This is a genomic window from Streptomyces sp. NBC_00353 (genome assembly GCF_036108815.1).
GTDB lineage: Bacteria > Actinomycetota > Actinomycetes > Streptomycetales > Streptomycetaceae > Streptomyces.
Map to the genome: position 1 here is coordinate 1,153,992 of NZ_CP107985.1, position 15,827 is coordinate 1,169,818.

13 protein-coding genes are annotated in these 15,827 nt (G+C 68.7%); 2 read left to right on the plus strand and 11 right to left on the minus strand.

Annotation, left to right across the window (positions count from 1 at the left end):
- Window positions 1–148: 148 nt before the first annotated feature.
- Window positions 149–778: a WapI family immunity protein gene (locus OHA88_RS05565; protein WP_328624483.1), complete on the minus strand. Its 630-nt coding sequence runs from the start codon at window positions 776–778 to the stop codon at window positions 149–151.
- 202 nt (window positions 779–980) lie between these two features.
- A complete protein-coding gene (locus OHA88_RS05575; protein ID WP_328624484.1) occupies window positions 981–1,544 on the minus strand; it encodes a helix-turn-helix domain-containing protein in 564 nt (187 codons plus the stop codon).
- 140 nt (window positions 1,545–1,684) lie between these two features.
- On the opposite strand from OHA88_RS05575, the gene OHA88_RS05580 reads away from it, so the two are divergent.
- Window positions 1,685–2,938, plus strand: coding sequence for a benzoate/H(+) symporter BenE family transporter (locus tag OHA88_RS05580; RefSeq protein WP_328624485.1), 1,254 nt, complete (start codon window positions 1,685–1,687; stop codon window positions 2,936–2,938).
- Here OHA88_RS05580 and OHA88_RS05585 read toward each other — a convergent pair.
- The 9 genes from OHA88_RS05585 to chvE all read right to left on the minus strand — a co-directional run bounded on the left by OHA88_RS05585 (window position 2,898) and on the right by chvE (window position 13,889).
- Window positions 2,898–3,626, minus strand: a complete 729-nt coding sequence (locus tag OHA88_RS05585) for a type 1 glutamine amidotransferase (protein ID WP_328624486.1) — start codon at window positions 3,624–3,626, stop codon at window positions 2,898–2,900. The genes OHA88_RS05580 and OHA88_RS05585 overlap by 41 nt on opposite strands.
- Window positions 3,627–4,087: 461 nt before the next feature.
- A complete protein-coding gene (locus OHA88_RS05590) occupies window positions 4,088–4,834 on the minus strand; it encodes a VOC family protein (protein WP_328624487.1) in 747 nt (248 codons plus the stop codon).
- Between the two features lie 187 nt (window positions 4,835–5,021).
- A complete protein-coding gene (gene tpg, locus OHA88_RS05595; protein WP_328624488.1) occupies window positions 5,022–5,579 on the minus strand; it encodes a telomere-protecting terminal protein Tpg in 558 nt (185 codons plus the stop codon).
- Window positions 5,580–5,588: 9 nt separating this feature from the next.
- Window positions 5,589–7,811, minus strand: coding sequence for a telomere-associated protein Tap (gene tap, locus OHA88_RS05600; RefSeq protein ID WP_328624489.1), 2,223 nt, complete (start codon window positions 7,809–7,811; stop codon window positions 5,589–5,591).
- A 21-nt stretch (window positions 7,812–7,832) separates the two neighbouring features.
- Entirely contained in the window at window positions 7,833–8,189 is a 357-nt protein-coding gene (locus OHA88_RS05605) for a hypothetical protein (protein WP_326624581.1), read from the minus strand.
- Between the two features lie 353 nt (window positions 8,190–8,542).
- Window positions 8,543–9,739, minus strand: a complete 1,197-nt coding sequence (locus OHA88_RS05610) for a S1 family peptidase (RefSeq protein WP_328624490.1) — start codon at window positions 9,737–9,739, stop codon at window positions 8,543–8,545.
- 254 nt (window positions 9,740–9,993) lie between these two features.
- Window positions 9,994–11,229 carry a multiple monosaccharide ABC transporter permease gene (mmsB, locus tag OHA88_RS05615; protein ID WP_328624491.1) on the minus strand — a complete coding sequence of 412 codons (1,236 nt, stop codon included), beginning with the start codon at window positions 11,227–11,229 and terminating at the stop codon, window positions 9,994–9,996.
- 6 nt (window positions 11,230–11,235) lie between these two features.
- Window positions 11,236–12,777, minus strand: a complete 1,542-nt coding sequence (gene mmsA / locus OHA88_RS05620) for a multiple monosaccharide ABC transporter ATP-binding protein (protein ID WP_328624492.1) — start codon at window positions 12,775–12,777, stop codon at window positions 11,236–11,238.
- Entirely contained in the window at window positions 12,774–13,889 is a 1,116-nt protein-coding gene (gene chvE / locus OHA88_RS05625; protein WP_267009268.1) for a multiple monosaccharide ABC transporter substrate-binding protein, read from the minus strand. Before chvE ends, mmsA begins: the two co-directional genes overlap by 4 nt.
- Before the next feature lie 487 nt (window positions 13,890–14,376).
- On the opposite strand from chvE, the gene OHA88_RS05630 reads away from it, so the two are divergent.
- Window positions 14,377–15,663, plus strand: a complete 1,287-nt coding sequence (locus OHA88_RS05630; RefSeq protein WP_328624493.1) for a nucleotidyl transferase AbiEii/AbiGii toxin family protein — start codon at window positions 14,377–14,379, stop codon at window positions 15,661–15,663.
- Window positions 15,664–15,827: the final 164 nt, after the last annotated feature.

The following is a 15,827-nucleotide window of genomic DNA, read 5'->3' on the forward strand; positions in this document are numbered from 1 at the left end:
GCGGGCCGTCGGCCACGCCGGCGCCCGACCCCCACTCCTCCGAATGACCGGGGGTCTACGACACCGCCGTCCCGATCACGATCCTGCCCCTCCCGACCGTCCGAAGTCGTTCACCAGGCCCCCCTCGCCTCCTCCAGGACGCGCTTCGTCACCATGAAGACGAGCTCGCCGAGCAGCTCGACGCCTGAGCAGCAGAGCGGCCAACTGCAACGCTCAGTGGATTCCCGATGGAGAAGTCAAGCTTCGGGCCTGTGTTGGGGGCCCGGTGGACCGCGTCCCGGCGGGACTGACGTTGATCAGCGGGTTGGGAAGGAAGCGAGAGCAAGATCCCACTGGTCAGCTGCGTGAAGCAGTGCAGCTGTATCCACCTGGACCTCCACGAAGTATTGATGGATGTCGGCTCTGTCATCAGCCTGCTGCCATGGGGGGCCGCTTCCAGGGACAGGTGAAGGCGAATCACCGCCCCAGCCTCGCTTCGGGCGGAGAGGCTAAAGGCCAGGACCGGCTCGGTGAACCACGTGTCCGGGGACAAATAACCTTCGGCATCAGGTTGGATCACGGACACCGTCCCTGCGGCCACCGCGCGCAACCAAGCGGCAACCTGGCGGGCCTCGTGGGTCGGCAGAGATGGATCGGCAAAGGACCAACTGCCCTCGGTAGTCGTCACCGTGCCACCGATGACCAGCCAGTTGTCGTCGTACCGGTTGCCCTGGACTGTGGCGAACTGATAGCGCAGCGGGCAAAGCTCGACACTGCTTGCATGGTCACTCAAGAGCACTGCCACAGGATGTCACGGGCCCTCCCGGCGGTGAACGGCGCGGGCCGAGTCTCGCTGGGTCGTCGAGCACACGATCTCGTGACTGCACGGCTCCTCCGCCTGCGCACACGCTGGGAACGACGCAACGACATCCACGAAGCCTTCCTCGGCCCGGCCGTCTGCCTGAGCACCCACCGCCACGTCCAACGCCTCTGTTAGGACCTCAAGCCCCTTCCGAGGAAGCATCCTTCGAAGACGCGCCCTTCGGGTACCGGACGAAGAGGACGCCCTGGACCTCGCCGTCCGGTGCGCTGTAGAAGTGCGGGGCGTCGGCCGGCCAGTGGGCGTGACCGCCGGGCCCGGCCGTCTGCGGCGCGTCCGGCAGGCCGACGACCGCCGTTCCGGAGAGCACCATCAGGCTCTCCGTGGTGTGCGGGACATGCGCGGCCGACTCCTGGGTCGCGCCCCCGGCGATGGTGACGCGGAAGACGTCGGTGGCCGCGCCCTCGTCCTCGCACCGCTCCAGGAGGACCGCGGTGACGGCGCTGCCGGAGACTCCGCCCGCCGCGACGCCGGGCGCCGGGTCGTCGAGGACGGCGCTGAGCGGGCGGCCGAGCGCGGTGGTCAGGGCGTAGAGCGTTTCCAGGGTGGGGTTGCGCCGACCCGTCTCGAGTTCCGAGAGCGTGCCCTTGCCGACACCCGAGCGGCGCGAGAGCTCCGACAGGGACAGGCCGCCGTCCTGCCGCAGCCGTTTCACCCTGCGCCCCACCTCGTCGTTCAGACCCATCCGCCCGGTTCCGTCCGCTTCTGCGCCCACCGGCGCTTTGACGTGCCATCACCTGCGTCCCTAGTGTTCCACAAACAGAACGATCCGTTTACGGAACGCTTGGAACCTGCTCTCCCACTCCCTCCGGAAGTGATGCCCGCATGTCCCCGCTCGCCCGCATACGCGCCACCGCACCGCCCTCGGCCGTGGCGGCGGGGCTCATCGCGGTCACCGTCGGCGTGACCAGTGCCGCCGCCCTCGTGTTCACCGCAGCGCGGGCCGCCGGGGCGGACGCGCGGGAGGTCTCTTCATGGATGCTGGCACTCGGCGTCGGGATCGCCGTTACCTGCGTGGGTCTGTCGCTGCAGTACAAGGCCCCGGTCGTCACCTCCTGGTCGACACCGGGAGCCGCGCTCCTCGCCACGAGCCTGAGCGGGGTGTCCATGGCGAAGGCCGTGGGCGCGTTCGTGTTCAGCGCCGCACTGATCGTGGTGAGCGGTCTGACGGGATGGTTCGCGCGGATCATGGACCGGATCCCGGTGCCGCTGGCGTCGGCGCTGCTCGGCGGTGTGCTGCTCGAGTTCGGGACGGGGCTCTTTTCCCAGATGGGCGGCAGTTTCGCGATCGCGTTTCCGGTGTTCGTGCTGTATCTCCTCGCGCGTCGGCTGCTGGCCCGCTACGCGGTCCTCATCGCGCTCGGCGGCGGAGTCGTCGCCTCCGTCCTCACCGGGGGCTGGCATCTGGAACGGGTCCGACTGTCGCTCGCTCAGCCGGTGTTCACGGCTCCCGAGTTCGACTGGAAGGTGCTGATCAGCGTCGGCGTGCCGCTGTTCGTCGTCACCATGGCCTCGCAGAATCTGCCCGGGGTCGCCGTGCTGCGCGGGTCCGGCTACGAGGTGCCCGTCTCGCCCGTCCTGACATGGACGGGTTCCGTGCAGGCAGTGCTCGCGCCGTTCGGGGCGTTCGGCATCAACCTGGCGGCGATGACCGCCGCGATCTGCACCGGCGACGGGGCCCACCCCGACCGGCAGCGGCGCTACCTCGCGGCTGTGTGGGCGGGCGTCTTCTACCTGTGCGTCGGCCTGCTCGGCGCGACCGTCGCCTCACTGCTCACCGCGATGCCTCACGCACTCGTCCTGGCCGTCGCCGGGGTCGGCCTGCTCGCCACGATCGAGGCGTCCCTGGCCAGTGCCCTGTCGGACCCCGCGTCAAGGGAGGCGGCCGTCGTCACCTTCCTCGCCACGGCCTCCGGTATGACGCTGCTCGGCATCGGGTCCGCGTTCTGGGGGCTGCTCGCAGGCGTGCTCACCAGCGTCATCGCCTCGGTGGGACGGCGGCGCAGAGCCGCCGCATCCGCGCCCGCCCCACGGCCGGTCACGGCAGCCTCGCGCACACCTGAGCGAACCTCCGCGTGAACACCGACCACGCCGAGATCGCCGCACCCTCGTCGGCCACGGCCTCGGTGTGCAGCCGGTCCCTGTCGAAGCCCTGCCGGGCCAGCCGCTCCCGGTCCCAACGGGCGATCCGGTCGGCCTCCGCCTCCGGGTGAAACTGCACGCCCCAGGCCCGCGCCCCGACCCGGAACGCCTGGTGGGGGCAGGCCACGCTGGATGCCAACCAGGAGGCGCCCGGCGGGAGTTCGGTGATCGCGTCGACATGCCGCTCGATCGCGGGAACCGTCGCGCCGAGCCCGTACAGCAGCGGATCGTCGGCGGCTTCGGGGCGCAGCCGGATCTGTGTGCTGCCGAACTCGGGCTGCCCGTGACGCGCATGTACGCTGCCGCCCGCGACCTGTGCGAGCAACTGGCCACCGAGGCAGATGCCGAGGACGGGCGTGCTGTCGTCCAGCGCCTGTGCGACGAGGCGGCGGGTGGCCGGGAGCCAGGGCGCGCGCTCGTCGTCGTCCGGCAGGAAGCCGCCGCCGAGCACGAGGAGCGGTCTGCCGTCGAGCGCCTGGGGCAGGGCCTCACCCTCGTAGGGACGCAGCACTTCGAGGCCGATTCCCGCCTCGCGCAGCCAGGCCCCGACCCGGCCGGGACCGCCGCTCCTGGTGTTCTGTACGACCACGGCGGTCGGCGGGCCCGGTGCGTGCGAGGTCGTCATCGCCTCAACTCCCCTGCTCGGCATCTGCGTTCGCTGCGTTGATCTCTACGTTGATCAAGGCAGCAGATCAGAGCGCGACGCACGACGTCAACGGTCCGTCGGCCGCCTCACTCTGAGCGTCATGTCCCACTTCGCAGCCGCCGGGACCCGCTTCACCGGCCCGACCGGTCACGCCGAGCGCCGCCTGTCCGCGCACCTCTGTGCGGTCACCCTCGACGACAGCCGCGTCGTGATGGTGAAGGCAGCCCACGACCCGGCGGCGGTGCGCGCGGAGGCGGCCGGGCTTCGGTGGGTCGCGGTACTGGTTCCCACGGTGCACGGGTACGACGAGCGGTCCCTCGTCACGGATGGTGTGGCCGAGGGGCGCCCGAATCGACCGAGACACCGCAGCCCGGCCCGCCCGGGGTCGGGGCGCATGAGCACACAACGCTCACGTGTCGGGGTGTCGTCAATGCTCCGCGTCAGGACGACGGGGCGAGGACGCAGAACTCGTGGCCCTCCGGGTCGGACAGACATCTCCACGGGACGTCACCCTGGCCGAGGTCGAGGTCGGTGGCGCCGAGGTCCCGCAGCCGGGCCACCTCCGCCTCTAGATCGTCACCGGGGTACGGCAGCAGGTCAATATGAACGCGGTCCGGCACGGCCTTCCCGCCGGGCGTGCGAAGGAACTCGAGATACGGGCCGACACCCTTCGCAGAGCGCAACACCGCATGATCGTCAGTCACCTCGTGCAGGGTCCAGTCCATCGCCTCGCCCCAGAACCGGGCCATGGCCCGCGGATCCGCACAGTCGACCACCACCGCGGCGATCGGCCCCGTGTCCCGGTAGATCTCCCGAGGCTCCAGCACGCAGAACTCGTTGCCCTCCGGGTCGGCGAGGACCGTCCATGGCACGTCGCCCTGGCCCACGTGGGCGGGCGTCGCGCCGAGAGCCTGGAGGCGCGCGACCAACTCCGCCTGATGGGCCGCAGAGGTGGTGGCAAGATCGAGGTGCACACGGTTCTTTGTTGTGGTCTTGGGTTCCGGGACGGTAACGACGTCGACGCAGACGGCGACCGGGTCCGGCCAGACGAAGCCGCCGCCGGGTTCAACGTTGGTCACGCCGGGACCCTCGCTGGAAACACCCCAGCCGAGCGCCTCCGCCCAGAACCGGCCGACCGCCGAGTCATCAAGAGCCTTTATGTTCACCTGAACAGGTCGCAGTGCCATGCCGGTGATCCTATGCACTCTGCAACGACATCCGCAGGTACCGTCGCCAAACAGAGATCGACTCGCTCACCGGCCGCATTCCTCAGCTCGCCAATCAGAGCGCTCGGCCCCGCCAGGTCAACTGCTCACTCGGCAGATGAAGTGGTAAGTCGCAAGCCCTGAGGATGATGAGGGAGACAGCGCGGCGTCAGTACTCGAGCTCGACGTAGTCGATGTCGGTGAACTCCACCAGTAGGTCGTCGGCCCGGCGTCCCCCGTCCTTGAAGTAGATCTCCTGGAGACCTTCGGCAACGATGGTGCGCAGCTGCTGTTCGGACGCGCCGGTCTGCCGGGCGTCGAACAGCCGTGCCGCATACGCGGCCGGGAGATGCTGGGTGATCCGGCGGATACGGCCGTCGTCCGTGCTGCCCGGGGCAGCAGTGAAGCCGAACCGGGCGCGGGTCTCGACGACGATGCCGCCCGTGGCGGCCGCCTGCTTCTGAGCCCGCTCGCGCACCCGGGGCTGCCAGGCCCGGCGGACTTCGGCGGCGAGCCGGGCGGCGAGGTCTCTGCGCGGGTGCTTGAACTGCCCCGTCAGATACCGCTCGACCGTGCGCTGGGAGACGCCCAGGCGGTCGGCTGTCGCCCGGGTCGAGCCTCTCTCACTCTTGACCAGGAAGCGCATCTGTGCCGGAGCGGTCTTCGGGAGCGGGCGGGTGAACGAGGCCGCCTCGGCCCTCTCCAGGCTGTCGCCGATCTTCCCCATCCGGGTGTCCTACTCTCCGTCTGCCGCGGCGTCGGTGCCCTTGATGTGGCGGGCAGGGTTGTGGCCCTGGTCGAGCATCTTGACGGCCCACATCAGGTCCTGGGTGCCTTCGTGTTTGACCATGCCGGGGCTCACCCCGAGGCGGAATCCACCGGGCAGCGGCGTGCCGTCGGGGGTGTGCGGCAGGAAGTCCAGCGGGGAGGGTCCGTCGGACAGATACACAGCGCAGTCCGACAGGACCGCGATCGGGAACAGATCGGCCGCCGTGGCCAGCTTGACCATCTTGCGGTGCATGTTCACCCGGGCCGTCGAGATGACCGCGGCGCGGATGTCGGGCCGCCAGGTCGGGCGTGCCAGGGCGGACCACGGCTCGCCCGAGCGGTACTTCGCCCCCTGCGGGCGCTCCCTCAGCTTCCCGATCCCTCCCTTGACCGTCGCCTTGATCGCCGACAGCACCGCCACCAGTCCCGGGTCGGACTGCTTGTGGTGCTCCATCGCGGTCAGGAAGTCGTCCTCCGCCATCCCGGAACCGACACCGAGGTCGGCCATGGTCTCCTTGTACGCCTCGGCCAGGACCTTGTACCAGGGATCCAGATACGGGCCGGCCTCCGGGCGGATGTATGCCTCGGTCGGCTGGATCCGTGCGTCGAGGCCTTGCGTACCGATGAGTTCGGCGGCGTACGCGACGGTGGGTGTCGCGTACCAGGCCGGGCCCGTGGGTGGGGTGCCGTGCGGGGTGAACGGTGACGGCAGGCGCGGATCCAGGGCGATCTCGGAGAGATCGACCAGCCAGCAGCCCGGCACCTTCTTGTCGAAGACCGGTGTGGTGACGTGGACCGGTTCCCCGAGACCGACGATCAGGCGGTTCGCGGCGGCGAGGAAGGCGGTGTTCACGTCGATGCCGACCGCGAAACTCTTGACGCACTCCCCGTCCGTGAGCAGTTGCGGATCACGGAACCAGTCGAACGCCTCCTCGTCCAGGACCTCGTCGTGAGTACGGACATGGCCACGTGGGTACAGCGCGGCAACCACGGGATGCTCATCCGGTGCCTCGGGCGGCGCCGGGTCGACCGGGTGGGTGAGCGAACCGGGCACGGGTCCCGACGTCCACCCGCCCGACGCCTCGTCCGGCACCGCACGGGTCGGCGGGCGCAGGGCGGTCATCAGCTCCAGCCCGGCCACCGCCGCCGAGCCGCACGGGGTGATCACGCGGGCCGCGTACGTGTCCAGCACCTGGGCCAGCGCGGCCGGCTGAAGCTGATCGGCACTGCCCCAGGCTCTGGAATCCAGCGCCCCCCACGGCACGATCGCCAGCTGCACACACTGACGTCGGCCACCCTGAACCGGACGGTAGATCCGCACCCACGGTCCGAACCCACGCCGCGTCAACCGCCACCCCGCCTTTGCGATCTGCTTGACCGCCTGGTGGTCCTCGGGCAGACGCAGCGTGCGGCGGTCCGCCAGCTCGGCAGGCAGGCCGAACCGGGCGGCAGCGGAGGCGGTGAGCACGATCAAGGGGTCGGCGTCCCTGCCGTTCCGATGCAGACGAGCAGCGCCGAGTTTCGCCTCAGCGAGCGTCCAGTCGACGAGGGAGGGGATGTCCCTCGCGGGGCAGTCCAGGACGAGGCCGCCAAGAGCGTAGGCCGCTCCGTCGCCGTCCAGGACGGCCAGCGGTCCGTTCACGAACCGGGGATCGGGAGAGGCCGACGGGGCGGATGAGGCAGGGGCCGGTTGTCTCCCGGGGGATGCGGCTTTCCTGGGGGCGGTGGTCCTGTTGGAGGCGGTGGCCCTCTCGGTGTCGGTGGCCCTCTCGGGGGCGGGCCGATACGGCACGGCGTTGCCCGTCGTGGCCCCCACGGCCCTGTCCGTGGTGTTCCTGCTCCCGGAAGCCTGCTCCTCCGTGGGCGTGCCCGTCACGGCACTGTCCGTCGCCGCGTTCGGCGCGCTGGTCGGCAGTTGAGGGGCGGCCGGCGCTTCGGCCACGGCGGCGAGTTGGGCCGCGATGCCGTCCAGCAGCTTCGCGTACGCGGCCCGGGTTGCGCCCTGGGGCTCACTGCGGCCGGCTTCCCACCCGGCGACCGTCGTCCGGGTGACGTCGAGCGCTTCGGCGATCTCCGCTTGAGTGAGCCCGTAGCCGGTACGAAGGCGCGCCCGCTCGGCGGGCTCGGGCAGTTGAGTGCGGCGCGGCCCGGACTTGAGCAGGGCGTCGACGGGGTCGGGCTTGCTGGCCATACGGCGCTTGCTCCTTCGGTGTCAGTCCCGGTCGCTGCCGGAAGGGCGGTAGGGGGCCGCGTCCAGGAACTCGCGCAGGTGCTGGCCTGTGAGAATACGGGCGGGATTGCGCCCGGGGGGCAACGGGAGTCGCTGCCCCAGAGCCCACTGGAAGCGGGCGGCCGGAGTCAGGTCGAAGGTGTACTTGCCGCCTTCGCCGGCATCGGGCGCAGAATCGAGGATCCGGTACGCACCGACACAGACCCCGCCGTCGACGAAGGCCAGCAGGAAATCTCCGTGCCGGGCGACGGTCTGGGCCGAGAAGCGCCACCAACGGGCGGCACCGTCCTCAACGGTCCGGCCGGCACGGAGCGAGGCCCTCACATCCACAGCCAGCATCAAGCCCCTCCCCACTCGCCCGCGCATCCGACTGACTCAGTCGGTCGATCAGTCGATGAAACCAACCCTAGTACTGAACAACACTGTTTATAGCCTCATAAAAATGTTCCCTGCGGTCGACACGACGGCGATGTCGGATCCAGCTGTTCGGGCAGGTCTGTTCAGCCCGTGACTGTGCAGGGGGCCTTTGTGAGGTTGGTGCTGGGATCCGAGCGGCTCCTCGCACGAAAGGCCTGCCGCGACAGGACTCGGTGGAGAGTCTGTCGCGGCAGGCCTCGGAGACGGGGCACGGAGTCGACGGGGACCATGGCGTACGACTCGGCCGACGTGTCGCCGCCGTACCGCCGGAGCCGTCAGGCCGTGTGCAGCGTCAGCCCGTACCGGCTGAGGATCTCGTTGATCGGCTGGTGCCAGGTCTCACCACCACTGCTGCAGTTGCCCCAGCCGCCCGAAGTGACGCCCTGTGCCTGGTCGCCGCTGATGAACGAGCCTCCCGAGTCGCCCGGCTCGGCGCACACACTCGTCTTGGTCATCTGATAGACGGCGCCCTGGCTGTAGTTGACGGTCTCGTTCGTCGCCAGCACATTCCCGCAGTGCCAGTGGGATGTGGAGCCGGAGCGGCAGATGGAGGCGCCGATGGGAGCCACCGCGGAGCCGCGGACCAACTGGTCGGAGACGGTGCCCCAGCCGAGGACCACCGGCACGGTCCACCAGCCGTTGCCCACACTGACCCAGGCATAGTCGTCGCCCGGGAAAGAGGACCCTTGGAAGTTGCCGATGTACGAGCCGTCCCATCCGCTGACCCCGGCGCCCGGCTGACCGCAGTGACCGGCCGTGACGAAACCGCCGTACACGGAGAAGCCGATGGAACACCGCACGTTGCCCGTGTAGTACGGGTCGCCGCCGACCGTCCCGGCGGAGAAGGTCTTCGGTGCCTCGGACGTCCGCCGCACGAACACCGGTCCGGCCTTGCGGGCCTGCTCGACGAACGCGCGGACATCGTTGTCATCCTCCGACGACGCAACGACGTTCACCACGACCCGGTTGGCCTTCGGGTCGACGTGCCAGCTGGCGACACCGTCGGGCGCGGAAAGCGCGTCGAGCTGCGCTTTGACCGCATCGAGCTGACGCGCACTGTGGGCCACCAGCCGGACTGCCGCACCGGTCGCGCGTACGGCATCAGCCTTCTTGTCACTCGTGACGGCGACCGTGAGCTTGCCGGTTGCCGGATCGAACCAGGAACCGCCGTACGACTGCCCTGCCGCCCGTCGAGCCTTTCCCTGTACGGCCGTTGCCGTCGTCTCCGCGGCCAGACGCACCTTGGCCTGGCTCGCCGTCAGACCCAGGTCCTTCCGCATCGCGGAGAGCAGGCCGGCCGAGGCCGGCGCCTTGGCGGTGGATGCGGGGGTGAAGCTGGGGGCGGAGGTCGTGGATGCGGATGCAATGGAAGGGGCGTCTGCGGCGCTGGCGGGGGCGATGCCGGCCGTTGCCCAGGCTCCGAGCAGAAGTATGGCGGACAGACCGGTGCGTAACACTGTTGTACGTCTCAAGGGAATGGACCCTTCTGTTGTTCCGACATTGGTGGGGGAGGAACAGCAGGCGTCCGAGACCTCTCACCTGAGAGCGCTCTCAGAGTGTGCCGCGACAGACTGTAATGCAGTGTCATCGTCAGGTCCATGCCAATGACTGCGAAGGTGTGCGCCCGGTTGTTCAGGCTCTCGTCGCCGGGCAGTTGCGCCGGCGACGAGAGCCTGCTGGTTGCTGGTCCTGCGTGGGCGTGGCTTCTGCCGAGCGGCAGAGACGGTCAGGAGCCGGCCTTGCGCTTGTTGTAGACGTCGAACCCGACCGCGGCAAGCAGGACAAATCCCTTGATGACCTGCTGGTAGTCGGTGCCGATGCCCACCAGCGACATCCCGTTGTTGAGTACACCGAGCACCAGGCCGCCGATGATGGCGCCAAACACTGTGCCGACGCCTCCGCTCATCGAGGCACCGCCGATGAACGCGGCGGCGATGGCCTCCAGTTCGAAGTTGGTGCCGGCCTGAGGGACGCCTGCATTGAGGCGGGCTGCGTAGACGATGCCGGCGAGGGCGGCGAGCACCCCCATGTTCACGAAGACCAGGAAGGTGACACGCTGGTCCTTCACCCCCGACAGCTTCGCTGCTGCCCGGTTGCCACCGAGCGCGTACACATGGCGTCCGACGATCGCGTTGCGCATGACGTAGCCGAAGCCCATGAGCAGTACGGCGAGCAGGAGCAGGACGACCGGGACGCCGCGGTAGCTGGCCAGGGTCATCGTGAAGGCGAGGACTGCCGCGCCCATGGCCACGCACTTGGCGAGGAACAGGTTCCTGGGCAGGACGTCGAGTCCGTACCGCTGTTGCCGCCGCCGGTCGCGGACCTCCTGGATCAGGGCGAAAGCCAGGAGTCCGAGGCCCATGAGAAGGGTGAGATTGTGATAGTTGGTCTGCGGACCGACCTCCGGGAGGTAGCCGGTGGATATCTTCTGGAAGCCTTCGGGGAACGGGCCGAGCGAGCGGCTGCCGAGGAGGATCTGGGTGCCGCCGCGGAAGAGCAGCATCCCTGCCAGCGTAACGATGAACGAAGGGATGCCGACGTACGCGATCCAGAAGCCCTGCCACGCTCCGGCGACCGCTCCGACGACGAGGGCGAGGACCAGGGCGAGGACCCATGGCACATCCTGCTCGACCATCATCACGGCGCACGCGGCGGAGACGAAGGCGGCCAGTGAGCCGACCGACAGATCGATGTGGCCGGCAATGATGACGATCATCATGCCAATGGCGAGGACGAGGATGTAGCTGTTCTGGAGCACCAGATTGGTGACGTTGTTCGGCTTGAGCAGGACGCCGTCGGTCCATATCTCGAAGAGCACGACGATCAGTCCGAGGGCGATGAGCATCCCGTACTGGCGCATGTTGCGGCGGGCCGCGTCCAGGAGGAGGGTGCCGGTGGTCGCGGGCACTGCCGCTGTGGCCGGCGTCGGGCGCTGCGGGGTCTCGGTGGGGGCCTGGGACATTTCCTGCTACCTCTTGTCGCTGGTCATGTGGCGCATCAGGACCTCCTGGGTGGCTTCCGCGCGCGGGACTTCGCCGGTGATCCGGCCGGCCGACATGGTGTAGATGCGGTCGCACATGCCGAGGAGTTCGGGCAGTTCGGAGGAGATCAGCACGACTGCTCTGCCTTCGGCGGCGAGCCGGTCGATGACGGTGTAGATCTCGTACTTGGCGCCTACATCGATGCCGCGGGTGGGTTCGTCGAGGATCAGCACATCGGGTCCGGCGAAGATCCACTTGCTGAGGACGACCTTCTGCTGGTTGCCGCCGGAGAGCCGGCCGACCTGCTCGAACACGGTCGGGGCCTTGATGTTCATGGATTTCCGGTACGACTCCGCGACCCGGGTCTCCTCGTGCTCGTCGACGACGCCGCGCCGCGCCACCTTGTCCAGGGCGCTGAGGGTGATGTTGCGGCCGATGGTGTCGATGGTGTTGAGGCCGTACTGCTTGCGGTCCTCGGTGACGTAGGCGATGCCGTGCCGGACAGCCTCCGGGACGGTGCGGGTACGGATCTCCTGGCCGTCCTTGAAGACCTTGCCGCTGATGTTGTGGCCGTAGCTGCGTCCGAAGACGCTCATCGCCAGTTCGGTGCGTCCCGCGCCCATCAGGCCGGCGATGCCCACGATCTCGCCCCGCCGGGCCTCGACGTGGGCCTGGTCGACGACCTTGCGGTGCTGGTCGATGGGGTGGTGCACGGTCCAGTCGCGGATCTCCAGGGCAGGGTGGGTGCCCGGTTCGCCCTCGTACCTGGTCCGTTCGGGGAAGCGGTGGTCGAGGTCGCGTCCGACCATGCCGCGGATGATGCGGTCCTCGGTGGTCTCCTCCGCGTGCACGTCGAGGGTCTCGACGGTGCGGCCGTCGCGGATGACGGTGACCGAGTCGGCGACCGCCGCGATCTCGCCCAGCTTGTGCGAGATGATGATCGAGGAGATCCCTTGCCCTTTCAGCTCCTTGATGAGGCTGATGAGCTGGGCGCTGTCCTCGTCGTTGAGTGCGGCGGTCGGTTCGTCGAGGATCAGCAGTTCGACCTTCTTGGCGAGGGCCTTGGCGATCTCGACGAGCTGCTGTTTGCCGACTCCGATGTCCGCGACCCTGGTCTGCGGGTGCTCACGCAGCCCGACCCGTTCCAGGAGGGCGGCGGCGTGCCGCAGTGTCTCGTTCCAGCTGATGAAGCCGTGGTTGGCGTGTTCGTTGCCGAGGAAGATGTTCTCCGCGATGGAGAGGTACGGCACCAGGGCGAGTTCCTGGTGGATGATCACGATCCCGCGTGCCTCACTGGCGCGGATGTCCTTGAACGCACAGCGCTCGCCGCGGAATCGGATCTCGCCCTCGTAGCTCCCGTGCGGATGCACTCCGCTGAGAACCTTCATCAGGGTCGACTTACCGGCGCCGTTCTCCCCGCAGAGGGCGTGTACTTCGCCCTCCGCGACGGTCAGGGAGACGTCCGAGAGCGCCTTGACTCCGGGGAAGGTCTTGACGATGGACCGCATTTCGAGGACCGGCACGGTCATCGGAGGTCGCTCTCCTTGATGTAACCCGAATCGACCAGCTCCGCCTGGTAGTTGGTCTTGTCGACGCTGACCGGGTCCAGGAGGAAGGACGGCACGACGCGCTTCTCGTTGTTGTACGTCGTGGTGTCGTTGACCTCGGGCTTCTTGTCGTGGAGTACGGCGTCGGCCATCTGGACCGCCTGCTTGGCCAGGGCCCGGGTGTCCTTGTACACGGTCTGGGTCTGCTGTCCCGCAATGATCGACTTCACGGACGCGACCTCGGCGTCCTGGCCGGTGACGACCGGGTAGGGCTTCGACTTGGTGCCGTAGCCGTCCGACTTGAGCGCCGAGATGATGCCAATGGAGATGCCGTCGTACGGGGAGAGCACGGCGTCCACTTCGGCCGACGAGTAGGCGCTGGTCAGCAGGTCGTCCATGCGCTTCTGTGCCGTGCCGCCGTCCCAGCGCAGGGTGGTGATCTGGTCCAGCTTCGTCTGCTTGCTGCGGACCACGAGCTGCTTCTTGTCGATGTACGGCTTGAGGGTCTTCCAGGCGCCCTGGAAGAAGTACCGCGTGTTGTTGTCGTCCGGCGATCCTGCGAACAGCTCGATGTTGAAGGGCCCCTTCTCGGAGCCGGACTTCAGGCCGAGCTTGTCGACGAGGTAACCGGCCTGGAGTTCGCCGACCTTTTCGTTGTCGAAGGAGGCGTAGTAGTCGACGTCCGGGCTGCCGAGGATGAGCCGGTCGTAGGAGATGACCTTGATGTTCTGCTCCCCCGCCTGCCGCAGGACGTCGCTCAGCGCCCGACCGTCGATCGCCGCAATCACCAGGACGTCCACACCCTTGGTGATCATGTTCTCGATCTGGGAGACCTGCTGGTCGACGTCGTCCTCGCCGTACTGCAGATCGGTCTTGTAGCCGAGCTTCTTGAACTCGGCGACCATGTTGCGGCCGTCGGCTATCCAGCGCTCCGACGACTTGGTCGGCATGGCGATACCGATGGTGGAGCCCTTGCCGCCCGCCTTCTCCTCCTTGCTGCCGCCGGCGCCGCTCTGCCCGCAGGCGGCAAGTGAGAGGGACAGCGCAACGGCTGTCAGGGCGGCTGCTGCAGTACGCGTACGGGTCGTGCGCATGATCGGTCCTCCGGAGTACGAGGGAAACGGCGGAAGTTGGCCCGACAGGGAGTGGACCCCATCGAGCGTTCGGTATATCGGACAAGGTTCGAATCGCTGAGCGTGCCCATTCGTGACTGCCGGACGATCAGCCGATTCCCCTGAGCGGCAAGGTGGTTGCTCCTGGGGCTCGCGTAACTCCTATAGCTCCTAGGGCGTTCGATATTTCGTCACCCGTTCGAAATTCTGGCGTGACCGTAGTGAGGGGTCGGGGAGAGTGTCAATGGTTCGCGCACGCGCGACTGGGACAAGCAGGTCACCGCAGCGGGTTTCGGCCGTTCCGAGGCCGGCCCACATCGCTCCGGCACGAGTGCCGGCGCCGGGCGGGGGAACTCCGCGTACCGCCTGGGAGCCTATGCTGTCTTCAGGCGATCACGGCCGACCGCAACTTCAACTGCCGCATCTGGCAAGGCAGACCATGCCGCACCTCTGCTCGGGAGCCCTCACCATGACGCCCTCCGCCGACGACGCCTCCTCCTGGACGAGGCTGTGGGCCGGCTCCCCGCACATCCCGCACGCGCCCCTCGACGACGTGACACGGCGGCACGCGGATCTCCCCGCAACGCTGCTGCCCACCCCCGTCGGCATGCATCACCCGGCGATCTTCGAACCTGCGTTGAAACAGTTTGCCAACGCCTACCGGGCCGGGGAGCCGCACTTCGAAGATGCCGCGACGGGCCGGGCCTGGCACCGGGCGCGGCGGACCGTGCTCGATACGGTGCTAGCGGCCGTCGCGGAGGGTCCATGGGCCCGCCATCTGGTGCTGCGCGGCAGCGTGTTGATGGCGACCTGGTTCGGGGATGCGGCCCGCGATCCGGGCGACCTGGACTTCCTCGTCGTACCTCAGGACTGGGCCATGGACGGACCCCGGACCTCGGGTCTGTTCGACACGATCGCCCGGGATGCCGCGGCAGCCGCGCGCGGCGCCGTCCGAATCGACGCGGCCGCCATGGTGACCGAGAACATCTGGACGTACGACCGGGTTCCGGGCCGCCGCATGCTGCTGCCGTGGACTGCGTCGGGGATTCCCGGTGGCACCGTACAGCTGGATGTTGTGTTCAACGAGATCCTGCCGGCCCCTGCCGAACTCACCGAGATCCGGCCGCTGGGTGACGGTCCCGGCTGCCGGGTGCCGGCCGTCTCCCCCGCTCTGTCGCTGGCCTGGAAGCTGCTGTGGTTGGTCACCGACGCCTATCCGCAGGGCAAGGACCTGTACGACGCGGCCCTGCTGGCGGAACACACTCCGCCGTCCTACGAACTGGTACGGGACGCCTTCGTGCTCAGCGGCGCGGAGGGGGTGCGGCCGGCCGGTGCCTGGTGGCTCGACGAACTGGACGTGGAGACCGGTTGGTGTCACTTCACAGCCGAACACCCCTGGGTCACGGAGGATGCGGCAAGCTGTCGGGGGCGCCTCGCGCGCGCCCTCGGACCGCTCCTGGAGAGGGCGGAGCGACCGGGAGAGGACGGCTACGGCCGGTGGGCCCGGTGGCTGCAGCCACTGGTGGAGTCCACCCGCGCAACGGCCGCCGACCACCCTGAGTCCGCCCTCGGGCATCTCTGCGAGGGCGGCCGGGACGGACTGACGGCTGCCACCGTGATCGTTCGCGAGATCGTGGGACGTGAGCGCATCTCCCCGGAGGACGCACTCGCCGCTGTTCTGACGGACGGGAGCACATGGCGCTACTGGCGGGAGAACCCGAACGCCTGCCGCCAGGCCCTGGAGGAGTTGCGATGACGGCGGTCCGATGCGCTGCGCGTCGGCGTCTCCGTCTCGAGTCACCCGCCCGAAGGGCCGACAGCTGAAGCGCCGGCCGTCAAGGAGCCGGCGGTCAAGGGGCGTCCGAGGAACGATCGCCCACACGATCTTGCCGACCGGGTTTCGGTGCCGGGCTCCGAAGT

Bases quoted from the DNA above. Each gene is read 5' to 3' on its own strand.
- OHA88_RS05630 (WP_328624493.1), top strand. From the start codon at position 14,377: ATGACGCCCTCCGCCGACGACGCCTCCTCCTGGACGAGGCTGTGGGCC.
- mmsA (WP_328624492.1), bottom strand. From the start codon at position 12,777: ATGACCGTGCCGGTCCTCGAAATGCGGTCCATCGTCAAGACCTTCCCC.
- tap (WP_328624489.1), bottom strand. From the start codon at position 7,811: ATGGCCAGCAAGCCCGACCCCGTCGACGCCCTGCTCAAGTCCGGGCCG.
- OHA88_RS05585 (WP_328624486.1), bottom strand. From the start codon at position 3,626: ATGACGACCTCGCACGCACCGGGCCCGCCGACCGCCGTGGTCGTACAG.
- tpg (WP_328624488.1), bottom strand. From the start codon at position 5,579: ATGGGGAAGATCGGCGACAGCCTGGAGAGGGCCGAGGCGGCCTCGTTC.
- OHA88_RS05575 (WP_328624484.1), bottom strand. From the start codon at position 1,544: ATGGGTCTGAACGACGAGGTGGGGCGCAGGGTGAAACGGCTGCGGCAG.
- OHA88_RS05590 (WP_328624487.1), bottom strand. From the start codon at position 4,834: ATGGCACTGCGACCTGTTCAGGTGAACATAAAGGCTCTTGATGACTCG.
- chvE (WP_267009268.1), bottom strand. From the start codon at position 13,889: ATGCGCACGACCCGTACGCGTACTGCAGCAGCCGCCCTGACAGCCGTT.
- OHA88_RS05605 (WP_326624581.1), bottom strand. From the start codon at position 8,189: ATGCTGGCTGTGGATGTGAGGGCCTCGCTCCGTGCCGGCCGGACCGTT.
- mmsB (WP_328624491.1), bottom strand. From the start codon at position 11,229: ATGTCCCAGGCCCCCACCGAGACCCCGCAGCGCCCGACGCCGGCCACA.
- OHA88_RS05580 (WP_328624485.1), top strand. From the start codon at position 1,685: ATGTCCCCGCTCGCCCGCATACGCGCCACCGCACCGCCCTCGGCCGTG.